The organism is Streptomyces sp. NPDC048560 (genome assembly GCF_040650955.1).
GTDB lineage: Bacteria > Actinomycetota > Actinomycetes > Streptomycetales > Streptomycetaceae > Streptomyces.
Genome location: NZ_JBEZIJ010000001.1, coordinates 1098567 through 1124488 on the forward strand (window position 1 = coordinate 1098567; position 25922 = coordinate 1124488).

Genomic DNA, 25922 nt, shown 5'->3' on the forward strand with positions numbered 1-25922 from the left:
CGAGCCGCCGCCCCGAGGGAGGTCCAGTTCAGTGACCCAGGTCAGTAGCCCGGCCGAGAGAGCCGACGAGGCCAGTGAGGCTGTCGTCGGGGAACAACGAATTCCCGTGTCCGGCAGCGTGGGCGGCGTGGGTGAGAAGGAAGTCCGCCGCCTGGACCGGGTCATCATCCGGTTCGCCGGTGACTCCGGTGACGGTATGCAGCTCACCGGAGACCGCTTCACGTCCGAGACGGCGTCCTTCGGGAACGACCTCTCGACGCTGCCCAACTTCCCCGCCGAGATCCGGGCCCCCGCAGGCACCCTGCCGGGTGTCTCGTCCTTCCAGCTGCACTTCGCCGACCACGACATCCTCACGCCGGGTGACGCGCCGAACGTGCTGGTCGCGATGAACCCGGCCGCGCTCAAGGCGAACATCGAGGACGTGCCGCGCGGCGCCGACATCATCGTCAACACGGACGAGTTCACCAAGCGACCGATGGCGAAGGTCGGTTACGAGACGAGTCCGCTGGAGGACGGGTCGCTGGAGGCGTACAACGTCCATCCGGTGCCGCTCACCACACTGACCGTCGAGGCGCTCAAGGAGTACGGACTCTCCCGCAAGGAGGCCGAGCGCTCCAAGAACATGTTCGCGCTCGGGCTGCTGTCGTGGATGTACCACCGGCCGACCGAGGGAACCGAGAAGTTCCTGCGGCAGAAGTTCGCCAGGAAGCCGGAGATCGCCGAGGCGAACGTGGCGGCCTTCCGCGCCGGGTGGAACTTCGGTGAGACCACCGAGGACTTCGCGGTGAGCTACGAGGTGGCGCCCGCGTCCAAGGCGTTCCCCACCGGCACGTACCGCAACATCTCCGGCAACCTCGCCCTCTCCTACGGGCTCGTCGCCGCGGGCCGGCAGGCGGATCTGCCGCTGTATCTGGGGTCGTACCCGATCACCCCGGCCTCGGACATCCTGCACGAGCTCAGCAAGCACAAGAACTTCGGTGTGCGGACCTTCCAGGCCGAGGACGAGATCGCGGGCATCGGTGCCGCGATCGGCGCCGCGTTCGGCGGTTCGCTCGCGGTGACGACCACGTCCGGTCCGGGTGTGGCGCTCAAGTCGGAGGCCATCGGGCTCGCGGTCTCGCTGGAACTGCCGCTGCTCATCGTCGACATCCAGCGTGGCGGCCCCTCCACGGGGCTGCCCACCAAGACGGAGCAGGCCGACCTGCTCCAGGCCATGTTCGGGCGCAACGGCGAGGCCCCGGTGCCGATCGTGGCGCCGATGACCCCGGCCGACTGCTTCGACGCCGCGATCGACGCGGCGCGGATCGCGCTGCGCTACCGCACCCCGGTGTTCCTGCTCTCCGACGGCTACCTCGCCAACGGCTCCGAGCCGTGGCGCATCCCCGAGGTCGACCGGCTCCCCGATCTGCGGGTGCAGTTCGCCACCGGTCCCAACCACGAACTGGCCGACGGCACCGAGGTGTTCTGGCCCTACAAACGCGACCCGGAGACCCTGGCCCGTCCATGGGCCGTACCCGGCACACCCGGTCTCGAACACCGCATCGGCGGCATCGAGAAGCAGGACGGCACGGGCAACATCTCCTACGACCCGGCCAACCACGACTTCATGGTCCGCACCCGCCAGGCCAAGGTCGACGGCATCGAGGTCCCCGACCTGGAGGTCGACGACCCCGCGGGCGCCAGGACCCTGGTGCTCGGCTGGGGTTCGACGTACGGGCCGATCACGGCGGCCGTACGCCGGCTGAGGGCGGCCGGGGAGCCGATCGCCCAGGCCCATCTGCGCCACCTCAACCCCTTCCCGAAGAACCTCGGTGAGGTGCTGAAGCGTTACGACAAGGTGGTCGTCCCGGAGATGAACCTCGGTCAGCTGGCGATGCTGCTCCGGGCGAAGTATCTGGTGGACGCCCACAGTTTCAACCAGGTCAACGGAATGCCGTTCAAGGCCGAGCAGCTCGCCACAGCTCTCAAGGAGGCCATCGATGCCTGACACCAACGAGCTTCTCCAGCTGGTGCCCAAGGCCGAGGCGAAGCAGTCCATGAAGGACTTCAAGTCCGACCAGGAGGTGCGCTGGTGCCCGGGCTGCGGTGACTACGCGGTCCTCGCCGCCGTCCAGGGCTTCATGCCCGAGCTGGGCCTGGCGAAGGAGAACATCACCTTCGTCTCCGGCATCGGCTGCTCCTCCCGCTTCCCGTACTACATGAACACGTACGGGATGCACTCCATCCACGGCCGCGCCCCGTCCATCGCGACCGGGCTCGCCACCTCGCGCCGCGACCTGTCCGTGTGGGTCGTCACCGGCGACGGCGACGCGCTGTCCATCGGCGGCAACCACCTGATCCACGCGCTGCGACGCAACGTCAACCTGAAGATCCTGCTGTTCAACAACCGGATCTACGGTCTGACTAAGGGCCAGTACAGCCCCACGTCCGAGGTCGGCAAGATCACCAAGTCGACGCCGATGGGCTCGCTGGACGCACCCTTCAACCCGGTGTCGCTGGCGATCGGCGCCGAGGCGACCTTCGTCGCACGCACCGTCGACTCCGACCGCAAGCACCTCACGAGCGTGCTGCGGGCGGCGGCCGACCACCCGGGCACGGCACTGGTCGAGATCTACCAGAACTGCAACATCTTCAACGACGGCGCCTTCGAGGTCCTCAAGGACAAGGACCAGGCCCAGGAGGCCGTGATCCGCCTGGAGCACGGCGAGCAGATCCTCTTCGGTGAGTCGGGCTCCAAGGGCGTCGTACGGGATTCGGTCACCGGCGAGCTCGAAGTCGTCGCGGTCACCGAGGAGAACAAGTCTCAGGTCCTGGTCCACGACGCGCACGCCGCGTCACCGGCCACGGCCTTCGCCCTCTCCCGGCTCGCCGACGCCGACACCCTGCACCACACCCCCATCGGGGTGCTGCGCAGCGTCGTCAGGCCGGTCTACGACACCCTGATGTCCGAGCAGCTGGACACCGCCATCGAGCTGAACGGCAAGGGCGACCTCAGCTCCCTGCTCGCCGGCAACGACACCTGGACCGTGGTCGGCTGACCTGCCGCCACTTCCGCACCACCGACGAGGCCCGGCGCCGACCCCGAACGGGGTCAGCCCCGGGCCTCGTCGTATGTCTCACGCGCCGCGAGTACGTCCGGGACGTGCTTCTCCGTCCAGCGCGCCAGCGCCCACACCTGCTCGGCGGCCTCCCTGCCGAGCGGGGTGAGCGTGTAGTCCACCCGGGGCGGGATCACCGGCTGGGCGTCCCTGACGACGAAGCCGTCGCGTTCCAGCGTGCGCAGGGTCTGGGCGAGCATCTTCTCGCTGACGCCGCCGACCGTACGGCGCAGCTCGCTGAAGCGGTACGAGCGCTCCAGCAGCGCGGCGAGTACGAGGACGCCCCAGCGGCTCGTCACGTGTTCCAGCACCAGGCGGGAGGGGCACATCGCCTGGTTGACGTCGGGGCCTCGGTCCATAGCGCTCACGGTCATGCAAGTACCTTACTTCAAAGTGGGTACTTTCGCTGAGTTAGTACCCGCCGTACGGTGAGGGCGGAAGCCGATACGGATCACAGCACCACGAAGGAGCAGGACCCCATGAGCATCGTTGTCACCGGAGCCACCGGAGAGCTCGGCCGTCTCGTCATCGACCAGCTGCTCGCTACCGTCCCCGCCGCGTCGGTCGCCGCCGTGGTCCGCGACAAGGACAAGGCCGCCGCTCTCGCCGCGCGCGGCGTCGAGCTGCGCATCGCCGACTACGACCACCCGGAGACGCTGGCCGGCGCCTTCCGGGCCGGTGACCGGGTTCTGCTCATCTCCGGCAGCGAGGTCGGCCGGCGGGTGGCGCAGCACTCCGCCGTGATCGAAGCGGCGAAGGCCGCGGGCGTCGCGCAGCTCGCGTACACCGGTGTGCTGGGCGGCCCGGACGCAGACTTCCAGCTGGCGGCCGAGCACCAGGTCACCGAGCAGCTGATCCTCGGATCGGGGCTGCCGTACACGTTCCTGCGCAACGGCTGGTACACGGAGAACTACACGGCCAACCTCGCACCCGTGCTGGAGCACGGCGCCGTGGTCGCCAACGCGGGCGAGGGCCGCGTCGCATCCGCCACGCGCGCCGACTACGCGGCCGCGGCCGTCGCCGTGCTCACGGGCGAGGGCCACCTCGACGCCACGTACGAACTGAGCGGCGATGTCGCCTGGTCGTTCGCGGAGTACGCGTCGACGGTCGCCGCGGCCACCGGCAAGGAGATCGCGTACAACAACGTCCCGGCCGCCGTGCACCAGGAGATCCTGGTCGGCGCGGGGCTGCCGGAGGGTTTCGCCGCGATCCTCGTCGACGTGGACGAGGCGGTCGCGCGCGGACTGCTCGCGGGGACCGGTGGCGACCTGTCCCGGCTGATCGGCCGCCCCACGACGCCGCTCGCGGACACGGTGAAGGCAGCGGTCGCGGGCGCCTGAGCCCGCACCGGAGGACCGGCCGAGGGCCTTCCGTCCGGATCGTGCCGGCTCCCGCGAGCCCGGCACGATCCGAACGGGAGGCCTAGGCCCGGACGGTCCTGGCGACGCGGAATCCCACGTCGTCGATCCGGAACGTCGGGTGGCTCCGGCGCCGCACGGAGGCCCGGCAGCTCCAGGGCTCGTCGAACCAGCCGCCGCCCCGCAGCACCCGGTAGGTGCCGTACACCTCGGCGTCGTAGACGTCCCAGCACCACTCCCAGACGTTGCCGAGCATGTCGTACAGGCCCCACGGGTTCGGCTCCTTGCCGCCCACGTCGTGGATGCTCTCCCCCGAGTTGCCGCGGTGCCAGGCGATCTCGTCGAGCCGCCCGTACCTCGCCCCCTCCGTTCCGGCGCGGCACGCGTGCTCCCACTCGGCCTCGGTCGGCAGCCGGTAGCCGTCGGCCGAGGTGTCCCACGCGACGGCCTCGGGACGGCCCGGTTCACCGGAGCCGAGGGCGTACGCGGGCGCGTACCCCTCCTGCCGCGACAGGGCGTTGCAGAATTCGACGGCGTCCAGCCACGAGACGCCCTCGACGGGCACCCGGTCGCCCTTCGCGGTGCCGGGCCGCAGACCGGTGACCGCCGCGTACGCGCCCTGGGTCACGGGACACGCGGCGAGGCGGTAGGCCGCCAGATCCACAGGCCAACTCCGTCGCGTACGCCGGTCGGACAGCGTCACGCGGCCCGGGCGGACGGCGATCATCTCGTTCTCGGCACTCGGCTCCATGGGTCGAAGACCCTACCGAAATCGCCCCGCACCCGTGCGTCACGACCGTTTCCCTGAGACGGCCATGACACCGCACCCCTCGCGGCGCTACCTTCGTCAGGTCGGCCGTCGGCGTCGACAAGGACGCCGGGAGGGCCCGTGCAGGGAAAGAACGAACAGCGGGCAGGTCTGCTGTACGGAATAGGCGCGTACGGAATGTGGGGCATGGTCCCCCTCTTCTGGCCGCTGCTGCAGCCCTCAGGGGCGATCGAGATCCTGGCGCACCGGATGGTCTGGTCGCTGGGCGTCGTCGGCATCGCCCTTCTGCTCGTGCGCCGCTGGGCGTGGATCGGCGAGTTGCTGAGGCAGCCGCGCAAGCTGGGCCTGATCGCGACAGCCGCGGCCGTCATCACGGTCAACTGGGGCCTCTACATCTGGGCCGTCAACAACGGCCAGGTCGTCGAGGCCTCGCTCGGCTACTTCATCAACCCGCTGGTCACCATCGCCATGGGAGTCCTGCTCCTGGGTGAACGTCTGCGGCCCGCACAGTGGGTGGCGGTCGGCACGGGCGTCGCGGCCGTGCTGGTGCTGGCGATCGGGTACGGGCGCCCGCCCTGGATCTCCCTGGTGCTGGCCTTCTCCTTCGCCACGTACGGCCTGGTCAAGAAGAAGGTCAACATGGGCGGGCTGGAATCGCTGGCCGCCGAGACCGCGGTGCTCTTCCTGCCCGCCCTGGGATTCCTGCTGTGGCTGGGAGCGAACGGCGAGGCGACGTTCACCGCCGGGGGCGCCTGGCACGGGGTGCTGCTCGCCGCGACGGGCATCGTCACGGCGTTCCCGCTGGTCTGCTTCGGCGCGGCGGCGATCCGCGTGCCGCTGTCCACGCTGGGGCTGCTGCAGTATCTCGCGCCCGTCTTCCAGTTCGCGCTCGGCATCGTCTACTTCCACGAGGCCATGCCGCCCGAGCGCTGGGCCGGCTTCTCGCTGGTGTGGCTGGCGTTGGCGCTGCTGACCTGGGACGCGCTGCGGACGGCCCGGCGGACGAGGGCGCAGGCGGTACGACTGGCGGTGGCCGCGGCGGCGGCCGGTGCCGGTTCGCTCACGCCTCCGGGGGGAGCCGTTCCCTCCGAGCGCACGATCTCCACCTAGCCGGCACGGGGAACGGGGGCCGGATCATCCGGGCCCCGCTCCCCGTGCCGGGTGCCCGCTTCCCCGTCAGGCGTCCCCTTCGGCGGATTCCGCGTGGCGGGCACGGTGGGCCCGCACCTTGTGGCGGTTCCCGCAGCGCTCCATCGCGCACCAGCGCCGCCTGCCGGGGCGCGAGGTGTCGACGAACAGCAGGGCGCAGTCGTGGGCCTCGCAGACCCGGACGCGCACGGCGGACGGGCCGGTGAGGAGATCCACGGCGTCGCGGGCGACCGTCGACAGCAGGGCGGTGCCCGTCGCCCCCGGCGCCCACACACGGCCGCCGCCGGCGTCGATACGGGCCACCAGGGGCGGGGCCGCGGCCACGGCGTTGACCACGGCCAGGTCCTGCGCGCCGAACTCCCGCCCTTGTGCCCGGCTCCCGGCCAGCCTCCAGAGCGCGGCGCGCAGTTCGCGCGCACGCTCCAGCTCAGCCTCGCTCACCGAGAGCGCGAGCCCTGCCGGCAGCCGGCTCTCCCCTGCCCACCGCACCAGGTCGGCGGGCTCGTGCAGGACCTCGAACGCCGCGTACCGCCCGAGTCCGCCAGTGGGCAGCAACTCCAGGCACAGCGCCCCCGGATCGAAGCGGAACGGGCGCCCCTCCCTCGTACGGAGCACCAGCCCCGGTGTGTCCCTTGCCGCCTCCGTCATGTAACCACTATAAACGGTTGCATGACTCTGGACTGGAAAGTCGTCATCGACGCAGCCGATCCGCACGCCCAGGCCGGCTTCTGGGCCGAGGCCCTGGGATACCGGGTCGAGGACAACAGCCCCCTGATCGAGGAGCTGCTCGGCATCGGAGCCGTGCCCGAGGCGATCACCGTCGAAGCACACGGACGCCGCGCCTGGCGCGACCTGGCCGCGGCGCGGCACCCGGACGATCCGTACGACGAGAAGTCCGGCGCCGGTCAGGGGCGACGGCTGCTGTTCCAGCGCGTACCGGAACCCAAGACGGTGAAGAACCGCGTCCATCTCGACCTGCACGCGGGCCCGGCGGGCCGGGAGACGGAGGCGGCACGGCTGGTGGAGCTCGGGGCGAGTGTCCTGCGGACCGTCGAGGAGCAGGGCGGGTCCTGGGTGGTGCTCACCGATCCCGAGGGAAACGAGTTCTGCGTGCAGTAGAGCCGGTAGGCCGAACAGGCGGTACGAGACCTCGCGCGTCGCACCGCCGGCCGGGTGCGGGCACTCCGGTACGTACCGCGACAGCGGCGCGTACCGGAGCTCGCTCACTCCATAGGGTGGCCCTCATGCCCACCCCACCCGCACCCGCGTTCACTCTGGTCGCAACCGATCTCGACGGCACGCTCCTGCGCCCGGGCGACCTCGTCAGCCCCCGCTCCCTCGCCGCCCTCGCCCTGGCCTCGGCGGCAGGCGCCCGGCATCTGGTCGTCACGGGCCGTCCCGTGCCCGGCATACGGGACCTGCTCGCCGCGCTGGGCTCCGACGGCCCGGTCGTCTGCGGGCAGGGAACCCAGCTGTACGACGCCGGGACCGGCCGGATGCTGCGTTCCGTGACCCTCGACAGGGAGCTCGCCGAGACCGCGCTCGGCAAGATCGAGGCGGAGGTGGGCGCGGTCTTCGCGGCCGTGGACCAGGACGGCGTCGAGGGCCGGACGCTCATCGAACCGGGCTACCTGATGCCCCATCCGACGCTGCCCGCCGTACGGACGCGGGACCGCGCCGCCCTGTGGGCCGGCCCGATCATCAAGGTGCTGGTGCGCCACCCGGAGCTCTCGGACGACGCCCTCGCGTCCGCCGCACGTGCGGTCGTGGGCGATCTGGCCACCGTCACCATGGCCGGCCCCGGCACGGTCGAGCTGGCTCCGTACGGCATCGACAAGGGAACCGGTCTCGCTCTGGCGGCCGAGGTGCTCGGGCTGGACCCGGCCGAGGCCATCGCGTTCGGTGACATGCCCAACGACCTGCCGATGTTCCGCCGTTCCGGCCACGGGGTGGCGATGGCCAACGCGCACCCGGAGCTGAAGGCGGCGGCGGACGAGGTGACGTCGTCGAACGATCAGGACGGGGTCGCCGAGGTCCTGGAGCGGGTGTTCGGCCGGGGTTGAGGGCCCCTCAGGGTCCTTCCGCCTCCTGCCCCTCCTCGACACGTGGCACGTCCTGTTCCGTCCACAGCGCCTTGCCCTCGCGGCTGAACCGCGTACCCCAGTGGCTGGCAAGCTGCGACACGATGTACAGCCCCCGTCCGCCCTCGTCGACGGTCCGGGCATGGCGCAGGTGCGGCGCCACCGAGCTGCTGTCATGGACCTCGCAGGTGAGGGTGCGGTCCAGCAGGAGCCGCAGCTGGAGCGGCGGGGTGCCGTACCGGACGGCGTTGGTGATGAGCTCGCTCACGATGAGCTCGGTGGCGTAGACCGTGTCCTCGTCGAGCTTCCACGCTTCGAGCTGTTCGCGCACCAGCGCCCGGGCCACCTTCGGCGTCGTACGGTCGTGGTCCAGCTGCCAGGTCGCCACGCGATGGGCGGACACGGTGCCGGTGCGGGCCAGCAGGAGGGCGGCGCCGTCCGGGTGGGAGTTGCGGGGCAGGCTGTAGACGACGTTGTCGCACAGTGCCTGGAGCGGCGTCTCCGGGTGGGCGAGCGCCTCCTCCATACGGCTGGTCGAGCCCGCACCGGACACGAACGAAGCGGTGAAGAAGGCGAGGACGCTGCCCTCTTGGAGGGGGATGACGGCGGGGGCGAACGGCGCGGCGTCCACCGCGAAGAGGCCGGGCCCCTCGGGGACGTCGGTGTCCACCGGGCTGCCGTCGGGTCCGATGACGACGGGTCCCGGGTGGTTGGCGCGGGCGATCGTGCAGGTGCGGGCGAACGGGTCGTAGACGCCGTACATGCAGGTCGCCGTCAGCGTCTCCTGCTGCAGCGAGTCACCGGGCGGCAGTGCGGCCCGCTCCGCCGCCAGCCGGTCGGCGGTGTCCTGGAGCCGGGCCAGCACCTCGTCGGGCTCCAGGTCGAGACCGGCGAGCGCGTGGATGACCGTCCGCAGCTGGCCCATGACGATGGCCGTCTGGAGTCCGCGTCCGGCGACCGTGCCGATGACCAGGGCGGTGCGGCCACCGGAGAGCGGGATCGTGTCGAACCAGGAGCCGCTGTTGCGCCCGGCCAGCAGCACGTGCGCCGTGTCGATCGCCGTCCGGTGACCCTGGTCCTGCGGGAGCAGCCTGCGCTGGACCATCGAGGCGATCACGTGGTCGCGCTCGAAGCGTCGGGCGTTGTCGATGCTCAGCGCGACACGGGTGGCGGCGGCCGTGGCGAGCTCGACGTCGTCCTCGTCGAAGGGCGCCGTGCCCTCGCACCGGTAGAGGCTCAGCAGTCCCAGCAGCGAGCCCCGCAGCGTCAGCGGGACGACCATCAGCGAGTGGGCGCAGGTCGCCTCGATCAGCCGGGCGGCGTCGGGGTCGGCGTCCAGCCACGGGGTGTCCCCGCCGAGCGGGGCGACACGGACGCCGAGGTCGGCGGCGGCCAGGGCGTACGGGGTACGAGGGACCAGCCGCCGCAGTTCGGGCACGTGGGGCCCCTGGCCGTCCCCGCCACCCGGGACGTAGGCGGCGTCGCCGCCCTCGTCGCTCGACGGGTCCTCATCGCCCGTCTCCTCCTCCTCGGCCGCGAGGCCCCGGAACCCCGTTCCGGCGGCGCGCCGCAGCGGGACGTCGGGGCCCAGCGGCCCCAGGGGCGGGTCGGCGCCGCGCAGCACGTCGTCCACCACCTCGATCACCGCGAAGTCGACGAACTGCGGCACGACCGCGTCGACGAACGCCTGGCAGGTGGTCGCGACGTCCAGAGAACTGCCGACGTGCTCGCGGACCGCGGTCAGGCACCTCTCCCGCGCCCGCTCCTTCTCCTGGAGGGTGACGTCGACGACCGCTGCCAGCAGGCCGATGGGCAGGCCCTCCGCGTCGTCCAGCCGGTACACGGAGACGGTCATGCTGCGCACGGGGCCCGTCGCGTCCGTACCCCGCCCGTGCACCAGATGATCCACGACGGAGACGCCGGTGCGCAGCACCCCCCGCAGCAGTTCCTCCGCCTCGCGGGGCGCTTCGAGGATGTAGACCTCGTCGAAGCGGAGTCCCAGCAGCGGGTCCACCGGGCTGTCGTACAGAAGGTTGACCCGCACCAGACGGAGGTCGGTGTCGAGCACGTGCAGGCCGACGGCGGACTGGTCGAACAGCGCGTTGAGGAGCGCCTCCCCCAGGCCCTCGGCGGCCTTGTCCCACACCCGGGACCCTGGTGGTCCCGTACCTGCGTCCGCCACGAATTCACCCCACGTCGATGGGTCCGCGCGTCTCGCGCGCCGGTTTTGCCTGCAACCAGCATCAAGGCGCCCGGCCCACTCCGCCACCGGTCGTGGCGCCGGGGTCAGGCCTCCCGCGCCCCCAGCGAACGCAGTACGTGGGCGACGAGCGCGGCGACCGTCGCCTCGTCCTGGGGCGGTTTGCGCAGCACATGGCGGTAGTAGACGGGGCCGTACAGCATCTCGACCGCGAGTGGCAGATCGGCGTCCGGGGGGATCTGCCCCTGCTCCTGGGCCTGCTCCAGGCGTGCCACCGCACATGCGAAGCGAGGTTCGACCAGGTCTTCCCTGACGGCCTTCGCGAGTACGTCGTCGTGGTGCATCTCGGAGAGGATCCCGGCGTAGGCGGGCCCGAACGGCGAGGTGGACAGCAGGCGTACCGCCGCGCAGATGTGGGTGCGCAGGTCGGCGGCGATGTCGCCGGTGTCGATGAACGGGGTGGCGACGACGAGGCCCTCGGTGAACGCCTCCAGCATCACGGCGCCCTTCGAAGGCCACCAGCGGTAGATCGTCTTCTTGCTCACGCCCGCGCGGGCGGCGATGGCCTCGATCGTGACGCGGGCGTAGCCCTTCTCCGTACACAGCTCCAGCGCGGCCTCCAGAGTGGCCTTGCGTGATCGCTCGCTCCGGCGCTGAGAACTCGGCGATGTGATCATTCGGTGAGCATAGGGGGATTCGAGCCATTCTTTGTTGACAGCGTGTCGTCAGAAGTCGAACAATAACCAAGCGGAAACGGAACGTGCCGTGTCGCCACGTTCCTGCTGTTCGCACCGTTCGTGCCGTCGTGCCGCGGCGAGCCGATCGGGGGACGGCTCGACCGGCCGACGGCACGGACGAATCTTCCCCGCGCGCTCATGTGGTGATGTCCTTCGCCGTGAACCGTGCCCAGGCCGCCGACCCGAAAACCCCCGCGTAAAGCCCCTGCAGCGTGAAGTTGTCGGCGAGCCCGTCCCAGCGGACCGGCTCGCGCAGGATGTCCGCGAAGGACAGCCAGTGGTGCGGGAAGAGATACGGGTGGACCGCGTCGAGCTGCGGGATCGTGTCCAGGATCTGCGCGCTGATCAGCACCCCGACGGTGGCGGCCATCGCCGCGATACCGCTGTTGGTCAGCGTCGAGACGAACAGGCCGAGCGCCGCGAACCCGACCAGTGACCCGGCCACCGCGACGGCGATCAGCCCGGCGCGCACCAGCCCCTCACCGAAGCCGATCCGGGTCCCCGAGATCGTCGTGACGTCGCCGGCCGGGAAGAGCAGCAGGCCCACGGCGAGCGCGGACGCCGCCACGACCAGCGTGGCCGCCAGGCAGAACGCCAGCACGGACGCGTACTTCGCGAGCAGCAGCCTGGTCCGGCCCGCCGGGGCGACCAGCAGGTAGCGCAGGGTGCCGCCGCCGGCCTCCCCCGCGACCGAGTCACCCGCGACGACGGCGACGGCCATCGGGAGGAACACCGGAAGCGTGGCGGCGAGCGAGGCGAAGACCAGGAACAGGCCGTTGTTGGTGACCTGGGCGAGGAAGGCCGGTCCCGCGCCGTCCCGAGCGCCCGAGGGACCGCCTCCGCCCGTCTCCATCCGCACCGCGATGCCGATCAGCACGGGCACGGCGGCGAGCACCGCGAGCAGGGCGCAGGTACGCCGGCGGCGCAGCGTCGTGACCAGCTCGGAACGCAGGATTCCGAAGGTCCACAGGGGGTTGCGGGGCGTACTGACGCCGGTGAGTTCAGCCTGCGACATCGAATCCCTCTCCGGTGAGTGCGACGAAGGCGTCCTCCAGTGAGGCCCGTTCGACCCCGAAGGACCGTACGCGGACGCCGCCCCGGACCAGCGCGGCGTTCAGCTCGGCCGGGTCGGTGCCGGGCAGGGGGGCGTCGGCGGTCAGCCGCTGCCCGTCGGCCGCCAGGCCGGTGACCCCGTGCTCCTTCAGGATGCGGGCGGCGTCGGCCGGGTCGGGGGTGGTGACGGCCAGCCGGGCGCGGGAGCCGGCCGCGAGTGCGGCGACCGGGCCCTGGGTGAGCAGCCGGCCCCGCGCCATGACGGCGACGTGCGTGCAGACCTGCTCGATCTCGTCCAGGAGGTGGGAGGAGAGGAAGACGGTGGTGCCCTCCGCGGCCAGCTCCCGGATCAGGGACCGGATCTCCCTCATGCCCTGCGGGTCCAGGCCGTTCGTCGGCTCGTCGAGTACGAGGAGGCGACGCGGTCCGAGCAGGGCGGCGGCGAGCCCGAGGCGCTGCTTCATGCCGAGCGAGTACGCCTTCGCCTTCTTGCCTGCGGCCGACGCGAGCCCGACCCGGTCCAGGGCCCCCTCGATCCGTGCGCGGCGGGTGCGCGGGTCAGCGGCGGCGTCGGCGGAGTCGAACCGCACCAGGTTGTCCCGGCCCGTCAGGAACCCGTACAGCCCTGGCCCTTCGATCAGTGCCCCGACCTGGGGGAGGACGGTTCGGGCCCCGGCCGGCATCGGTCTGCCGAGGACCCGCGCGGTGCCGGACGTCGGGTCGATGAGGCCCAGGAGCATCCGGATCGTGGTGGTCTTCCCCGAGCCGTTGGGACCCAGGAAGCCGAAGACGCTGCCCGCGGGCACGCACAGGTCGAGTCCGTCCACGGCGAGCGAGCCGCCGCGGTACCGCTTCGTGAGACCTCTCGTCTCGATGGCGGCCGCTTCTCCGGCCCCTGCGTCGGTCATGCGCACTCCCAGTCACAGTCCGGGTGACAGTCCCCGTCAGAGTCCCCGCAGGACCGCCCGGACCGTCCCACCGTACGGAGCCGCCCCGCCGTACGAGCGTACGGCGGGGCGGGTTCGTCCAGCGGTGCCCGCGGGGCGGTGTCGGGCTACTTGGCGCTGTCGGCCGCGCGCACCAGCGCGTCCTTCGTGACCGCGCCGACGTAGACCTTGCCGTCGTCCGTCATCAGCGCGTTCACCAGACGGGTCTTGAAGACCGTGCCCGAGCCGAAGGAGCCGGTGACCCGGTCGCCCAGCGCGTCCAGGAACTGCTGTGCCTCGGCCGGGACGCCCTCGGCACCCTTCGCGGGGAGCCCTGCGCCGCCGGGTACCTCGATCTCGGCGACGGACGTCCAGCCCTCGCCGATCACGTTGAGCCCCTGGAAGTCCTTGAGCGCGCCGAGTTCCTCGGGGGCCTTGTCCGCCTTGCCGTTCTTCTCGGCCTCGGCCTTCAGGTCCTCGGCCTCGGTCACCTTGGCGCCCTTGGGCGGGGTGAAGGTGAAGGAGGAGGCGGCCGGCTTGCCGAAGTCGACCTTGGTGAAGCCCGCGTCGACCACGGCCTTGCCGCCGCCGCTCGGAGCGAGCGTGAACTTCAGCGGTACGCCGTTCTCCGCGTCGACCGCGACCGTGACCGAGCCGATCGTCGAACCGGACTGCTTCGGCTTGATCAGCAGCTTGTACGCGTCGCGGCCCGCGACCTGCGCCGTCCCGTCGACCGTGACCGACGTGGTGTCACCGGCGGCCGCGAGCGCCTCCTCGGCCAGCGCCCCGGGTGTGGCCGGCACACCCTTCGGCGCCTTGTGCTCCTTGCCTCCGGCGCTCCGGTCCCCGTGCCCGGCCTCGTCCGCCTCGGCGTGGTAGACCTCCTCGGACGCGCTGTCGTACGCCCAGACCTCGCCCGCGTTGTGGATCAGGCTGTACTCGGACGCGTCCCCGAGGATCGAGAGGCGCTGCTTGTCGGGGCCGTCGGCCGCCAGCCGCAGGGTGTGCGTGCCGGAGGTGAGTTCCATCAGCTTGGCCTGCGGGTCGGCGGCGGAGCCGTCGCCCCCCTTGTCCGCGCCGCCGTCCGGGGCGAAGGAGCCCGCGAGCCCGCCGACCGACGGGATGCCGAGGTCGGCGGTGACCTTCAGCGTGCCGGACAGCTGCTGCTGGTCCGAGGCGGCGATCTTCTCGATGAGCTGCTGAGCGGTGATCTTCGGCAGCTCCGGGTCTCCGGAGTCCGCGAGCGCCGGGACGAGTCCGATCGTCGCGGCCGCCACCCCCGCGACCGCGACGGGGACGATGTAGCGGGCCGCCTTGCGGCGGCCCACGGCCGTGCCCGTGGTCGTGCCGGTGGTCTCCGTGCTGTCGTTCGATGCCATGTGTGCCCTACCTCCGTGGTCGGCGGCTGCCGTCCGCACTGGGCCACTCCCTGCCGCCCTGCCAACCCGATGTGGTCAGGAGTGGTTGTTCTCCATCTGACCAAATCGGGCGCCGACAAGCGTCAGCCCGCGGGATCAACTCCGCGTACTGCTCCGGTATGACACCGAGCCGCCCGGGGTCACCCTTCCACTAAGGGTTGCCGTGCGCGGGCCCGGCCGAAACCAGGGCGGGCGGGCACCCGGCGGGCTTTCAGCCCGCGCGGTGCACCACGGCGTCGCAGAGCTCTTCGAGCGCGGCCTTCGCGTAGCACTCGGGCAGCGGTGCCAGCGATGCCCGCGCCTCCTGTGCGTACCGGATGGTGTCCCGTCGCGCCTGGTCCAGCGCCGGGTGGGCGCGCAGCCTGCGCAGCGCCTCCGCCAGCCGGGTGTCGTCGCTGAGGTCGCCGTCCAGGAGCTCCACGAGCTCCAGGTCGTCCGGCTTGCCGTCGGCAGCCGCCTGAGCGCGCAGCAGCAGGACGGGCAGGGTGGGGATGCCCTCGCGCAGGTCCGTGCCGGGCGTCTTGCCGGACTCGTGGGAGTCGGAGGCGATGTCGAGGACGTCGTCGGCGAGCTGGAACGCGACGCCCAGCCGCTCCCCGTACTGGGTGAGGATGTCGACGACCGAGTCGTCGGCGCCGGCCATCATCGCGCCGAACCGGCCGGACACGGCGATCAGCGAGCCGGTCTTGCCGGCGATGACGTCGAGGTAGTGGCCGACCGGGTCGCGGCCGTCGCGCGGGCCCGCGGTCTCCAGGATCTGACCGGTGACCAGACGCTCGAACGCCTCCGCCTGGATGCGCACGGCCTCCGGGCCGAGGTCGGCCAGGATGTGCGAGGCACGGGCGAAGAGGAAGTCTCCGGTCAGGACGGCGACCGAGTTGCCCCAGCGGGTGTTGGCGCTGTCCACCCCGCGGCGTACGTCCGCCTCGTCCATCACGTCGTCGTGGTACAGCGTCGCAAGGTGGGTCAGCTCGACGACCACGGCCGAGGGCACGACACCCGGCGCGTCGGGATCACCGAACTGCGAAGCCAGCATCACCAGCAGCGGACGGAACCGCTTGCCTCCTGCACGGACCAGGTGCTGCGCGGCCTCCGTGATGAAGGGCACCTCACTCTTGGTCGCCTCCAGCAGCCCCGCCTCGACAGCGGACAAGCCGGCCTGGACATCGGCCTCAAGAGCCTGGTCCCGCACGCACAGTCCGAACGGCCCGACGACGGTCACGAGGGGATCTCCTGTCTGCTGACGATCACACGGAATGTCGATGTGTCGCTGTCTTCACTCAACTCAGCGTATCCGGTCCCGTTTGGATCACCGTGGGCGCCTTCCCGCGACCGCCGGTATGTTCGGGATCAGCTCATACGATCAGGAGTTGTCCCTTTGTCCCACACTGCCAGCGACACCGAGCCGGCCCGGCCGCCCGTGGAGGACGACCGCGCCTTCTTCGGGCAGCCGAGGGGTCTGATGACCCTGTCCGGTCTGGAGGTCTGGGAACGCTTCTCGTTCCTGGGGATGCAGGCGATCCTCGTCCTCTTCTTCGCCGACAAGGTGTCCGACGGCGGCACGGGGATGGACCCGGGAACGGCCGCGTCGGTCTCGGCCGCGTACGGCACCCTGGTCTACCTGGTCTCCGTAGCGGGCGGCTGGCTCGCCGACCGGATCCTCGGCTCGTACCGCGCCGTCCTGTACGGCGGCATCCTCATCGCCTGCGGCCACTACTCGATGGCCGTGCCGACCGACACCCTGACCTGGGTCGGCCTGGGACTGATCAGCGCCGGAACAGGCCTCCTCAAGCCCAACGTCGCCTCGATGGTCGGCAAGCTCTACCGCACCGACGACGACCGGCGCGACGCCGGCTTCGCCCTCTACTACATGGGCATCAACATCGGAGCCTTCGCCGGCCCGCTGATCACCGGCTGGCTCGGCGAGCACGCGAGCTGGCACTGGGGCTTCTCGGCCGCCGCGGCCGGTATGACGTTCGGCCTCATCCAGTCCGTGGCCGGCCGCCGTCACCTGGCCGGGCGTAAACACGCGGCCGAGTTCGCCCTCGCGCCGGAGGCGATGCGGCGGGCCCTGCTGCTCATCGCCACCGGGCTCGTCGTGGCGGCCCTCGCCAACGGCATCCAGGCACAGATCGTGAAGCTGTACGGCGAGATCTCCAACCCCGCCTACTTCGGTGTCAATGGTGCGATCGCGGTGTTCGCCGGGTTGGCCGTCATGGCCGCCGGACCGTGGCTCAAGCGCACCATGCACCCCGTCCACTGAGGTGCCCTCCATGCACATCCGCACAGAATTCCCGTACGAGACGACCCGCGAGGACCTGTACATCCCGCTGCCGGACGGCACACGGCTGTACGCCCGGATCTGGCGGCCGGTCACCGAGGAACCCGTACCGGCGCTGCTGGAGTACCTGCCCTACCGGCTCGGCGACTGGACGGCTCCGCGCGACTGGCAGCGCCACCCCTGGTACGCGGGACACGGCTACGCCTCGGTACGGGTGGATGTGCGCGGGCACGGCAACAGCGAGGGGATGCCGGGCGACGAGTACGACGCCACGGAACTGGCCGACGGGGTCGCGGTCATCCACTGGCTGGCACAGCAGGAGTGGTGCTCGGGCAACGTGGGCATGTTCGGCATCTCCTGGGGCGGCTTCAACTCGCTCCAGCTCGCCGCGCTCGCCCCGGAGCCGCTCAAGGCGATCGTCACGGTCTGCTCGACGGACGACCGCTACAACAACGACGTCCACTACATGGGCGGCTCGGTGCTCGCCGTCGACATGCACGCCTGGGCGGCCACGATGCTGGCCTTCGTCTCCCGGCCGCCCGACCCGGAACAGGTCGGCGACGTGTGGAAGGAGATGTGGCTGAACCGGCTGGAGGCGGTCGAACCGTTCATCCACACCTGGCTGGCGCACCAGACCCGCGACGCGTACTGGAAGCACGGCAGCGTCTGCGAGGACTACGGCGCCGTCAAGGCGCCCGTCCTCGCCGTGGGCGGCTGGCACGACCCGTACCGCGACACGGTGCTGCGGCTGGTCGAGCACCTGGACCCGGCGAAGGTGCGCGGGCTGATCGGGCCGTGGTCGCACCAGTACCCGGACCGCGAGCTGCCCCCGGGACCCGGAATCGGCTTCCTCCAGGAGACGCTGCGCTGGTGGGACCACCACCTCAAGGGCGCGGACAACGGGGTGATGAACGAGCCCCTGCTGCGGTCCTGGATCAGCGGTTCGCACCCGCCCGCCACGGTGTACCGGACGCTGCCCGGCCGCTGGGTCGGCGACGCGAGCTGGCCGTCGGAGAACGTCGTCCCCGTCGTGTACGCCCTCCAGGGCGGCCCGCAGATCGTCCGCTCGCCTCAGCACACCGGGGTGGACGCCGGCCGCTTCTTCCCCTTCGGCAACGACGGCGACCTGCCGCCCGACCAGCGTGACGAGGACGCCAGGTCCGTCTCGTTCGAATTCCCCGTCGAGGACGCCCCCATCGAGATCCTGGGCCGCCCGAAGGTCAAGCTCCACATCCGGATGGAGGTGCCTCGCGGCCAGGTCGTCGCCCGGCTCTGCGACGTGGCACCCGACGGCTCCTCCACTCTGGTGACCCGAGGCGTCCTCAACCTCTCCGCACGGCACGGCCGCGACCGTTCCGACGACTGGCCGGCCGGGGCCACGGAGGACGTGAACTTCGAGCTGAACGGCATCGGGCACACCTTCCCGCGCGGGCACCGGATCAGGCTCGCGGTCTCGTCCTCGTACTGGCCGTGGATCTGGCCGCAGGCCGGTTCGGCGGGCTTCACGCTCGACGCGGACGGCAGCTTCGTGGAACTCCCGGTGCGCCGTCACACCGAGGACAACGGCATCTCGTTCGGCGAACCGGAACAGTCCGAACCGCTCGGCGTCGTGCACCCGGCGACGCTCGACGAGCAGCGCCCGGAGCGCCTGGTGGTCCGGGACGTCGCCAAGGGCGAGTGGCGCATGGAGGTCGACCCTCGCTACGGGGGCACCCGTGTCTACCCGGACGGGCTCGAATTCACCGAGGACGCGGTGGAGACGTACACGATCCAGGAGCAGGACCCGCTCTCCGCCCGCGCCCGCTCGGACTGGACGATCCGGCTGCACCGGCCCGAGATCGCCTGGGACGTACGGATCGAGACCCGCTCGGAGACCGGCGCGGACGCCCAGGACTTCATCACCTCGAACGAAGTGATCTGCAAGCACGGTGACGAGATCGTCTTCCACCGGACCTGGGAGAAGCGCATTCCACGCACCGCGGGCTGATCCGGACATGATTGGCCCTGGAGCCCCCGGCTTTCCGGGGAATGCAGGGAACTTTCCGGGCAATAAGCACAGTTGAGACACTCCCGCTGGGTAGCAACACCGACGTAACGTGTCCTCCAAGTGACCTGGAAAGCGAGGCAGCAACACATGCCCGAGCAGAGCAGCCCGCTCGATCTGGCCGAGGGCGACCCCTTCGGTCCGCACAACCTTCCGTACGGTGTGTTCTCCACCCCTGACCACACCGGCCACCGCAGGGTCGGTGTCCGCATCGGCAACCACGTGCTGGACGCCGGAGCAGCCGCCCACGCGCTCGGCTCTCCCTACGCGCAACTGCTCGCCCAGCCCAGCCTGATGCCACTGCTCGCGGCCGGCCGCACCGCCTGGCGCGACGTGCGGCGCGCCCTGACGGCCTGGGTGACGGTCCCGGCGCACCGCGCCGACATCGAGCCCCTGCTGCACCCGGTCGACTCCGTGACGCTCCACCTGCCGTACGAGGTCGCGGACTACGTCGACTTCTACGCCAGCGAGCACCACGCCACCAACGTCGGCAGGATCTTCCGGCCGGACGGCGACGCGCTGACCCCCAACTGGAAGCACCTGCCCATCGGTTACCACGGGCGGGCCGGCACGGTCGTCGTCTCGGGCACGGACGTGGTGCGCCCCTCGGGCCAGCGCAAGGCCCCTTCGGACCCGGCACCCGTCTTCGGCCCGTCCGTGAAGCTGGACATCGAGGCCGAGGTCGGCTTCGTCGTGGGTGTCCCCTCGGAGCAGGGCACCCCGGTGCCGCTCGGCGAGTTCCGCGAGCACGTCTTCGGGCTCTGCCTGCTCAACGACTGGTCGGCGCGGGACATCCAGGCCTGGGAGTACGTGCCGCTCGGCCCGTTCCTCGGCAAGTCCTTCGCCACGTCCGTCTCGGCCTGGGTGACACCGCTGGAGGCACTGGACGCGGCCCGCACCCGGCCGCCCGTCCGCGACTTCCCGCTGCTCCCCTATCTCGACGACGCGGACGAGGAGGAGCACGGCGGCATCGACCTGCGGATCTCCGTCACGATCAACGGGCACCTCGTCTCCGAGCCGCCGTTCTCGTCCATGTACTGGACGGCCGCCCAGCAGCTCGCCCAGATGACGGTGAACGGCGCCTCGCTGCGTACCGGCGACCTGTACGGCTCCGGCACGGTCAGCGGCGCCGAGCCGGCCCAGCGCGGCTCCCTCCTGGAGCTCACCTGGAACGGCCGCGACCCGCTGGACCTTCCCGACGGCAAGCGCGCGTTCCTGGAGGACGGCGACGTCGTCACGCTGACCGCCTGGGCCCCGGGACCGCACGGCACGCGCGTGGGCCTCGGCGAGGTCACGGGACGGATCGTTCCGTCGGCCTGACGCCACGTGCTGACGGCCGCGCCCCTCGACGGAGAGCGGCCGTCAGCCGGGCCGCGGACCCGCAGTAGTCCCGCGGCCACCGCCGCCCGGCTCCACGGCTCACTCGTACTCGGGCGGTTCCTCGTCCCAGCCGAACTCCGGGTCCGGGGCCGCCGCGTGGACGGGGCGTCCGGGGGCTTCCCTGGTGGCCGGTACGGCGGTTCGCCCGGCCGGCTCGGCGAGCGGTGTGTCCACCGTCCCGGTCCCGGCCTCGACCGCGCCGAACGTCGCGAGGACCTCCAGGACCCCTTCGCCGTACGTCGCGAGTTTCTTCTCGCCCAGGCCGCTGATCCCGCCCAGCTCGGCCGCCGAACCGGGACGCAGCGCGGCGATCTCCCGCAGCGTGGCGTCGTGGAAGATCACGTACGCCGGGAGGCCCAGCTCCTTCGCCTGTGCCCCGCGCCAGGCCCGCAGGGCCTCGAAGACCGGCACTGCCGACTCCGGGAGGTCGACGGCGGCGGCCTTCCCCTTGCGCTCCCCCTTCGAGGCGGACGAGGAGCGGGACGTGGGCTTCTTCGGCTCCTTGCGGAGCAGCACCTCGCGCTCGCGTCCCAGGACGGCGGCGCTGTCGTCGGTCAGCACGAGCGTGCCGTACTCGCCCTCGACGGCGAGGAGGCCCTGCGCCAGCAGCTGGCGCACCACGCCCCGCCACTCCGACTCCGCAAGCTCCTCGCCGATGCCGAAGACCGAGAGCTGGTCATGGTCGAACTGGATGATCTTCGCGGTCTTCCGGCCGAGCAGGATGTCGATGATCTGGCCGGCGCCGAACTTCTGGCCGCGCTCCCGCTTCAGCCGCACCACCGTGGACAGCAGCTTCTGTGACACCACCGTGCCGTCCCAGGTCTCCGGCGGGGTGAGGCAGGTGTCGCAGTTTCCGCAGGTCTCCGCCCCGGGCTCCTGGCCGAAGTACGTCAGGAGCTGGGCGCGGCGGCACTGGACCGTCTCGCACAGCGCCAGCATCGAGTCGAGGTGGGAGGCCGCGCGGCGCCTGAACGCCTCGTCGCCCTCGCCGCCCTGGATCAGCTTGCGCTGCTGGACGACGTCCTGGAGGCCGTACGCCATCCAGGCCGTGGAGGGCGCGCCGTCACGCCCGGCCCGGCCGGTCTCCTGGTAGTACCCCTCGACCGACTTGGGCAGGTCGAGGTGGGCGACGAACCGGACGTCGGGCTTGTCGATGCCCATGCCGAAGGCGATGGTCGCGACGACGACCAGGCCCTCCTCGCGAAGGAAGCGCGACTGGTGGAGCGCGCGCGTCCCGGCGTCCAGGCCCGCGTGGTACGGAACGGCCTCGATGCCGTTGCGGCAGAGGTACTCGGCGGTCTTCTCGGTCGAGTTGCGCGAGAGGCAGTAGACGATGCCCGCGTCCCCCCGGTGCTCCTCCTCGAGGAAGGTCAGCAGCTGCTTCTTCGGGTCGGACTTCCCCACGACGCGGTACTGGATGTTCGGCCGGTCGAAGCTCGCGACGAAGTGCCGGGCGTCCGGCATCCCCAGGCGCTGGGTGATCTCCTTGTGCGTGGCGTCCGTCGCGGTCGCGGTCAGCGCGATGCGGGGCACGTCGGGCCAGCGCTCGCCCAGGACGGACAGGGCCAGGTAGTCGGGGCGGAAGTCGTGGCCCCACTGGGCGACGCAGTGCGCCTCGTCGATCGCGAAGACGGAGATCTCGCCCCGGGCCAGCAGTGCGAGGGTGGAGTCGAGGCGGAGCCGCTCGGGCGCGAGGTAGAGCAGGTCGAGCTCACCCGCGAGGAACTGGGACTCCATCGAGCGGCGTTCGTCGAGGTCCTGCGTGGAGTTGACGAAGCCGGCCCGCACACCCAGCGCCCGCAGGGCGTCCACCTGGTCCTGCATGAGGGCGATGAGCGGCGAGATCACGATGCCGGTGCCGGGCCTGACCAGGGACGGGATCTGGTAGCAGAGGGACTTGCCACCCCCGGTCGGCATGAGCACGACCGCGTCGCCGCCGGCCACCACATGGTCGATGACGGCACCCTGCTCGCCGCGGAACGCCTCGTACCCGAACACCCGGTGAAGCGTCTGCTGCGCTTCGCTCTCGGCCACACTCATGGTCACGCCCGTCCCGCTCATCTGCTCTGTCCCCCGTGGTCCGCCCTGTCCGGCATCCCGTCCCCCACCACGATAGGCGGCGCCTACGACAACGCCGGACGGGCTCGTGATCGAGCCCGTCCGGCGCGCGGGACGGTGAGTGCCTCCGCGGCTACCGCACGAACACCCCGGCCTGGCTCGCCAGGTCCAGGAAGTACTGCGGGGCCAGGCCCAGCACCAGCGTGACGGCCACGCCGACCGCGATCGTCGTCATCGTCAGCGGGGACGGGACGGCGACCGTGGGGCCGTCCGCCTTGGGCTCGCTGAAGAACATCAGGACGATGACCCGGATGTAGAAGAACGCGGCGATGGCCGAGGAGATCACACCGACCACGACCAGGCCACTGGCGCCGCCCTCGGCCGCCGCCTTGAACACGGCGAACTTGCCGGAGAAGCCGGAGGTGAGGGGGATACCGGCGAAGGCCAGCAGGAACACCGCGAAGACCGCGGCAACCAGCGGGGAGCGCCGGCCGAGCCCGGCCCACTTCGACAGGTGCGTCGCCTCGCCGCCCGCGTCGCGCACCAGGGTGACGACGGCGAAGGCGCCGACCGTCACGAAGGAGTACGCGACCAGGTAGAAGAGGACCGAGGAGACGCCGTCCGGGGTGGTGGCGATGACACCCGCGAGGATGAAGCCCGCGTGCGCGATGGAGGAGTAGGCGAGCAGCCGCTTGATGTCGGTCTGGGTGATCGCGACGATCGCCCCGCCCAGCATGGTGACGATGGCCACCGCCCACAGGACCGGGCGCCAGTCCCAGGCGAGGCCCGGCAGCACCACGTACAGCAGGCGCAGCAGCGCACCGAACGCGGCGACCTTCGTGGCCGCCGCCATGAACCCGGTGACCGGGGTCGGGGCGCCCTGGTACACGTCCGGGGTCCACATGTGGAACGGGACGGCACCGACCTTGAAGAGCAGACCGGTCACGATCATCGCGCCGCCGATGAGCAGCAGCGCGTCGTTGCCCATGGTGTCGGCGAGCGCCGGGTCGATGGCCTGGACCGAGCCGTCCACCACGTTGGCGATGGTGGCGTACGAGACGGAGCCCGCGTACCCGTAGAGCAGGGCGATCCCGAAGAGCAGGAACGCCGAGGAGAAGGCGCCCAGCAGGAAGTACTTCACCGCGGCCTCCTGCGACATCAGCCGCTTGCGGCGGGCGACGGCGCACAGGAGGTAGAGCGGGAGGGAGAAGACCTCCAGCGCGATGAAGAGCGTCAGCAGATCGTTCGCGGCCGGGAAGACCAGCATCCCCGCGATGGCGAAGAGCGCCAGCGGGAAGACCTCGGTCGTGGAGAATCCGGCCCTGACCGCCGCCTTCTCGCTGTCGCTGCCCGGCACTGAGCCGGCCTGCGCGGCGAAGGAGTCGACCCGGTTGCCGTGCGCCTCCGGGTCCAGGCGCCGTTCCGCGAAGGTGAACACGGAGACCATGGAGACCAGGAGAATGGTGCCCTGCAGGAACAGCGCGGGGCCGTCCACGGCGATGGCGCCCATCGCGGCGATGTGGGCCTTCGTCGTGCCGTACCCGCCGGCCGCCAGGCCGATGACGGCGGCGAAGGCGGCGGCGAGTGCGACGACGGTCAGGAACACCTGCGTGTGGTACCGGCCCCTGCGCGGGACGAAGGCCTCCGCCAGGATGCCGAGGACGGCGGCGCCGACGACGATCAGGACGGGCGCCAGTTGGGCGTACTCGATGGTCGGCGCCGTGAACTTCTCGTCCGGAGCGGCCGATGTCACCCCGCCCACCGTTGTCCACAGGCTGTGGACAGCTGTTGCGCTCACTTGGCGGCCTCCACCTCGGGCTGGGGGTCCTGCTTCTGTACGTCCTGCATGGTGTGCTGGACCGCGGGGTTGACGACCTCGGTCAGCGGCTTCGGGAAGACCCCGAGGAAGATCAGCACCGCGATCAGCGGAAGCGCGACCACCAGCTCCCTGGCCCTGAGGTCGGGCATCCCCCGGACCTCGGCCCTGACCGGGCCCGTCATCGTCCGCTGGTAGAGGACGAGGACGTACAGAGCCGCCAGCACGATGCCGGAGGTGGCGACGATGCCCGCCGCCGGATACACGCTGAACGTGCCGACCAGGACCAGGAACTCACTGACGAACGGCGCGAGCCCGGGCAGCGAGAGCGTGGCCAGACCGCCGATCAGGAAGGTCCCGGCCAGGACCGGCGCCACCTTCTGCACCCCGCCGTAGTCGGCGATGAGCCGGGAGCCGCGCCGCGTGATCAGGAATCCGGCGACCAGCATCAGCGCGGCCGTCGAGATCCCGTGGTTGACCATGTAGAGCGTGGCGCCGGACTGGCCCTGGCTCGTCATCGCGAAGATGCCGAGGATGATGAAGCCGAAGTGCGAGATCGAGGCGTAAGCGATCAGCCTCTTGATGTCCCGCTGGCCGACCGCGAGCAGCGCCCCGTACACGATGGAGATCAGCGCGAGGACGATGATCACCGGGGTCGCCCACTTGCTGGCCTCCGGGAACAGCTGGAGGCAGAAACGGAGCATCGCGAAGGTGCCGACCTTGTCGACGATCGCGGTGATCAGCACCGCCACCGGCGCCGTCGCCTCACCCATCGCGTTGGGCAGCCAGGTGTGCAGCGGCCACAGCGGGGCCTTCACCGCGAAGGCGAAGAAGAACCCGAGGAACAGCCACCGCTCGGTGCTGGTCGCCATCTCCAGCGAACCGTTGGCCCGGGCCTCGGCGATCTCGGAGAGCGAGAAGCTCCCCGCGACCACGTACAGGCCGATGACGGCGGCCAGCATGATGAGGCCGCCGGCCAGGTTGTAGAGGAGGAACTTCACCGCGGCGTAGGAGCGCTGCGCCGCGGCGTTCTCGTCACTGCCGGAGTGCGCCCGGTCCCCGAAGCCGCCGATGAGGAAGTACATCGGGATGAGCATGGCTTCGAACAGGATGTAGAAGAGGAAGACGTCGGTGGCCTCGAAGGAGAGGATCACCATCGCTTCGACCATCAGGATCAGCGCGAAGAAGCCCTGGGTGGGCCGCCAGCGGGAGGACTTCGTCTCCAGCGGGTCGGCGTCGTGCCAGCCGGCCAGGATGACGAACGGGATCAGCAGCGCGGTGAGCGCGAGGAGCGCCACCCCGATGCCGTCCACGCCCAGCTCGTACCGCACACCGAAGTCCGCGATCCAGGCATGCGATTCGGTCAGCTGGTAGCGGTCGCCGCCGGGCTCGAAACGGGCGAACACGATGCCCGCCAGGACGAGGGTGCCCAGCGAGAACAGCAGGGCCAGCCATTTGGCGGCGGTGCGCCGCGCGGCCGGGACGGCGGCGGTGACGATCGCTCCGATCGCCGGAAGCGCCGCCGTCGCTGTCAGGAGGGGAAAGGACATGTGA

At 71.1% G+C, this 25922-nt stretch carries 21 protein-coding genes; 9 read left to right on the forward strand and 12 right to left on the reverse strand.

Features of this window, described 5'->3' with window-relative positions; translation table 11 throughout:
- Positions 1-31: 31 nt before the first annotated feature.
- Together AB0C82_RS04940 and AB0C82_RS04945 are read left to right on the forward strand one after the other, a co-directional pair.
- On the forward strand, positions 32-1987 hold the full coding sequence (locus tag AB0C82_RS04940) for a 2-oxoacid:acceptor oxidoreductase subunit alpha (protein WP_362836286.1): 1956 nt from the start codon (positions 32-34) through the stop codon (positions 1985-1987).
- Positions 1980-3038: a 2-oxoacid:ferredoxin oxidoreductase subunit beta gene (locus tag AB0C82_RS04945; protein ID WP_362836288.1), complete on the forward strand. Its 1059-nt coding sequence runs from the start codon at positions 1980-1982 to the stop codon at positions 3036-3038. The genes AB0C82_RS04940 and AB0C82_RS04945 overlap by 8 nt, the downstream gene beginning before the upstream one ends.
- 53 nt (positions 3039-3091) lie before the next feature.
- On the opposite strand, the gene AB0C82_RS04950 is transcribed toward AB0C82_RS04945, so the two are convergent.
- Positions 3092-3472 carry a helix-turn-helix domain-containing protein gene (locus AB0C82_RS04950; protein WP_362836289.1) on the reverse strand — a complete coding sequence of 127 codons (381 nt, stop codon included), beginning with the start codon at positions 3470-3472 and terminating at the stop codon, positions 3092-3094.
- A gap of 105 nt (positions 3473-3577) precedes the next feature.
- Here AB0C82_RS04950 and AB0C82_RS04955 point away from each other — a divergent pair, with 105 nt between their 5' ends.
- A complete protein-coding gene (locus AB0C82_RS04955; protein WP_362836291.1) occupies positions 3578-4438 on the forward strand; it encodes an SDR family oxidoreductase in 861 nt (286 codons plus the stop codon).
- Between the two features lie 82 nt (positions 4439-4520).
- Here AB0C82_RS04955 and AB0C82_RS04960 read toward each other — a convergent pair whose 3' ends face one another.
- Positions 4521-5207 (reverse strand): SUMF1/EgtB/PvdO family nonheme iron enzyme, encoded by a 687-nt coding sequence (locus AB0C82_RS04960; protein ID WP_362836293.1) that lies wholly within the window; start codon positions 5205-5207, stop codon positions 4521-4523.
- A gap of 138 nt (positions 5208-5345) precedes the next feature.
- On the opposite strand from AB0C82_RS04960, the gene rarD reads away from it, so the two are divergent.
- The gene (rarD, locus tag AB0C82_RS04965) at positions 5346-6335 is read left to right on the forward strand and encodes an EamA family transporter RarD (protein WP_362836295.1); all 990 of its coding nucleotides are present in this window, start codon (positions 5346-5348) and stop codon (positions 6333-6335) included.
- Between the two features lie 66 nt (positions 6336-6401).
- Here the strand turns inward: rarD and AB0C82_RS04970 are convergent, their stop codons facing one another.
- Positions 6402-7022: an ABATE domain-containing protein gene (locus AB0C82_RS04970; RefSeq protein ID WP_362836297.1), complete on the reverse strand. Its 621-nt coding sequence runs from the start codon at positions 7020-7022 to the stop codon at positions 6402-6404.
- Between the two features lie 21 nt (positions 7023-7043).
- Between AB0C82_RS04970 and AB0C82_RS04975 the strand changes: the two genes are divergently transcribed.
- Positions 7044-7493 (forward strand): VOC family protein, encoded by a 450-nt coding sequence (locus tag AB0C82_RS04975; protein ID WP_362836299.1) that lies wholly within the window; start codon positions 7044-7046, stop codon positions 7491-7493.
- A 125-nt stretch (positions 7494-7618) separates the two neighbouring features.
- Entirely contained in the window at positions 7619-8437 is an 819-nt protein-coding gene (locus AB0C82_RS04980) for an HAD family hydrolase (RefSeq protein ID WP_362836301.1), read from the forward strand.
- A 7-nt stretch (positions 8438-8444) separates the two neighbouring features.
- Here the strand turns inward: AB0C82_RS04980 and AB0C82_RS04985 are convergent, their stop codons facing one another.
- The 6 genes from AB0C82_RS04985 to AB0C82_RS05010 all read right to left on the reverse strand — a co-directional run bounded on the left by AB0C82_RS04985 (position 8445) and on the right by AB0C82_RS05010 (position 16011).
- Positions 8445-10637, reverse strand: a complete 2193-nt coding sequence (locus AB0C82_RS04985) for a SpoIIE family protein phosphatase (protein WP_362836303.1) — start codon at positions 10635-10637, stop codon at positions 8445-8447.
- 104 nt (positions 10638-10741) lie between these two features.
- The gene (locus tag AB0C82_RS04990) at positions 10742-11332 is read right to left on the reverse strand and encodes a TetR/AcrR family transcriptional regulator (protein ID WP_362836305.1); all 591 of its coding nucleotides are present in this window, start codon (positions 11330-11332) and stop codon (positions 10742-10744) included.
- Between the two features lie 196 nt (positions 11333-11528).
- Positions 11529-12407, reverse strand: a complete 879-nt coding sequence (locus AB0C82_RS04995; protein ID WP_362836307.1) for an ABC transporter permease — start codon at positions 12405-12407, stop codon at positions 11529-11531.
- On the reverse strand, positions 12394-13353 hold the full coding sequence (locus AB0C82_RS05000; protein WP_362836309.1) for an ABC transporter ATP-binding protein: 960 nt from the start codon (positions 13351-13353) through the stop codon (positions 12394-12396). The genes AB0C82_RS04995 and AB0C82_RS05000 overlap by 14 nt, the downstream gene beginning before the upstream one ends.
- A gap of 146 nt (positions 13354-13499) precedes the next feature.
- Positions 13500-14750 carry a DUF2092 domain-containing protein gene (locus AB0C82_RS05005; RefSeq protein WP_362836311.1) on the reverse strand — a complete coding sequence of 417 codons (1251 nt, stop codon included), beginning with the start codon at positions 14748-14750 and terminating at the stop codon, positions 13500-13502.
- A 250-nt stretch (positions 14751-15000) separates the two neighbouring features.
- Entirely contained in the window at positions 15001-16011 is a 1011-nt protein-coding gene (locus tag AB0C82_RS05010; protein WP_362836313.1) for a polyprenyl synthetase family protein, read from the reverse strand.
- Positions 16012-16167: 156 nt separating this feature from the next.
- Here AB0C82_RS05010 and AB0C82_RS05015 point away from each other — a divergent pair, with 156 nt between their 5' ends.
- The 3 genes from AB0C82_RS05015 (at position 16168) to fahA (ending at position 20434) form a co-directional block, all read left to right on the forward strand.
- The gene (locus AB0C82_RS05015; RefSeq protein WP_362836315.1) at positions 16168-17052 is read left to right on the forward strand and encodes a peptide MFS transporter; all 885 of its coding nucleotides are present in this window, start codon (positions 16168-16170) and stop codon (positions 17050-17052) included.
- Positions 17053-17062: 10 nt separating this feature from the next.
- On the forward strand, positions 17063-19057 hold the full coding sequence (locus AB0C82_RS05020; RefSeq protein WP_362836317.1) for a CocE/NonD family hydrolase: 1995 nt from the start codon (positions 17063-17065) through the stop codon (positions 19055-19057).
- 147 nt (positions 19058-19204) lie between these two features.
- Positions 19205-20434, forward strand: coding sequence for a fumarylacetoacetase (fahA, locus tag AB0C82_RS05025; RefSeq protein WP_362836319.1), 1230 nt, complete (start codon positions 19205-19207; stop codon positions 20432-20434).
- Between the two features lie 99 nt (positions 20435-20533).
- Here fahA and recQ read toward each other — a convergent pair whose 3' ends face one another.
- From recQ to AB0C82_RS05040, 3 genes are all read right to left on the reverse strand, one after another.
- Positions 20534-22534, reverse strand: a complete 2001-nt coding sequence (recQ, locus tag AB0C82_RS05030; RefSeq protein WP_362837059.1) for a DNA helicase RecQ — start codon at positions 22532-22534, stop codon at positions 20534-20536.
- A gap of 151 nt (positions 22535-22685) precedes the next feature.
- Positions 22686-24350, reverse strand: a complete 1665-nt coding sequence (gene nuoN, locus AB0C82_RS05035; RefSeq protein ID WP_362836321.1) for an NADH-quinone oxidoreductase subunit NuoN — start codon at positions 24348-24350, stop codon at positions 22686-22688.
- A complete protein-coding gene (locus tag AB0C82_RS05040; protein WP_362836323.1) occupies positions 24347-25918 on the reverse strand; it encodes an NADH-quinone oxidoreductase subunit M in 1572 nt (523 codons plus the stop codon). Before AB0C82_RS05040 ends, nuoN begins: the two co-directional genes overlap by 4 nt.
- Positions 25919-25922: the final 4 nt, after the last annotated feature.

Coding starts and splice junctions, on each gene's coding strand:
- AB0C82_RS04945 (WP_362836288.1), top strand. CDS start 1,980: ATGCCTGACACCAACGAGCTTCTCCAGCTGGTGCCCAAGGCCGAGGCG.
- AB0C82_RS04950 (WP_362836289.1), bottom strand. CDS start 3,472: ATGACCGTGAGCGCTATGGACCGAGGCCCCGACGTCAACCAGGCGATG.
- AB0C82_RS04955 (WP_362836291.1), top strand. CDS start 3,578: ATGAGCATCGTTGTCACCGGAGCCACCGGAGAGCTCGGCCGTCTCGTC.
- AB0C82_RS04960 (WP_362836293.1), bottom strand. CDS start 5,207: ATGGAGCCGAGTGCCGAGAACGAGATGATCGCCGTCCGCCCGGGCCGC.
- AB0C82_RS04970 (WP_362836297.1), bottom strand. CDS start 7,022: ATGACGGAGGCGGCAAGGGACACACCGGGGCTGGTGCTCCGTACGAGG.
- AB0C82_RS04975 (WP_362836299.1), top strand. CDS start 7,044: ATGACTCTGGACTGGAAAGTCGTCATCGACGCAGCCGATCCGCACGCC.
- AB0C82_RS04980 (WP_362836301.1), top strand. CDS start 7,619: ATGCCCACCCCACCCGCACCCGCGTTCACTCTGGTCGCAACCGATCTC.
- AB0C82_RS04990 (WP_362836305.1), bottom strand. CDS start 11,332: ATGATCACATCGCCGAGTTCTCAGCGCCGGAGCGAGCGATCACGCAAG.
- AB0C82_RS04995 (WP_362836307.1), bottom strand. CDS start 12,407: ATGTCGCAGGCTGAACTCACCGGCGTCAGTACGCCCCGCAACCCCCTG.
- AB0C82_RS05000 (WP_362836309.1), bottom strand. CDS start 13,353: ATGACCGACGCAGGGGCCGGAGAAGCGGCCGCCATCGAGACGAGAGGT.
- AB0C82_RS05005 (WP_362836311.1), bottom strand. CDS start 14,750: ATGGCATCGAACGACAGCACGGAGACCACCGGCACGACCACGGGCACG.
- AB0C82_RS05020 (WP_362836317.1), top strand. CDS start 17,063: ATGCACATCCGCACAGAATTCCCGTACGAGACGACCCGCGAGGACCTG.
- fahA (WP_362836319.1), top strand. CDS start 19,205: ATGCCCGAGCAGAGCAGCCCGCTCGATCTGGCCGAGGGCGACCCCTTC.
- recQ (WP_362837059.1), bottom strand. CDS start 22,534: ATGAGTGTGGCCGAGAGCGAAGCGCAGCAGACGCTTCACCGGGTGTTC.
- AB0C82_RS05040 (WP_362836323.1), bottom strand. CDS start 25,918: ATGTCCTTTCCCCTCCTGACAGCGACGGCGGCGCTTCCGGCGATCGGA.